A 206-nucleotide genomic window follows, 5' to 3' on the forward strand; every position below is an offset into this window, starting at 1 on the left:
TAATCCACCCCGAAGGGCTTCATCGTTCGACTTGCATGTGTTAAGCACGCCGCCAGCGTTCGTCCTGAGCCAGGATCAAACTCTCCGTGAATGTGTACCGGATATCCGGTTCAACACTCGCGTTGAGCGGGACGGTCAGGTCGGAATGTGACCGACCGTCCACAGCGTCCTCGCTGTGTTTTGTTTCAAAGGAACCTCGACCAACC

General features: G+C 55.8%; 1 rRNA gene. It reads right to left on the reverse strand.

Features of this window, described 5'->3' with window-relative positions:
• A 16S ribosomal RNA gene (locus IF73_RS0137285) occupies positions 1-91 on the reverse strand; the annotation flags it as partial.
• Between the last annotated feature and the right edge of the window lie 115 nt (positions 92-206).

The sequence above is a fragment of the Streptomyces sp. NRRL F-5727 genome (genome assembly GCF_000719555.1).
Taxonomy (GTDB): domain Bacteria; phylum Actinomycetota; class Actinomycetes; order Streptomycetales; family Streptomycetaceae; genus Streptomyces.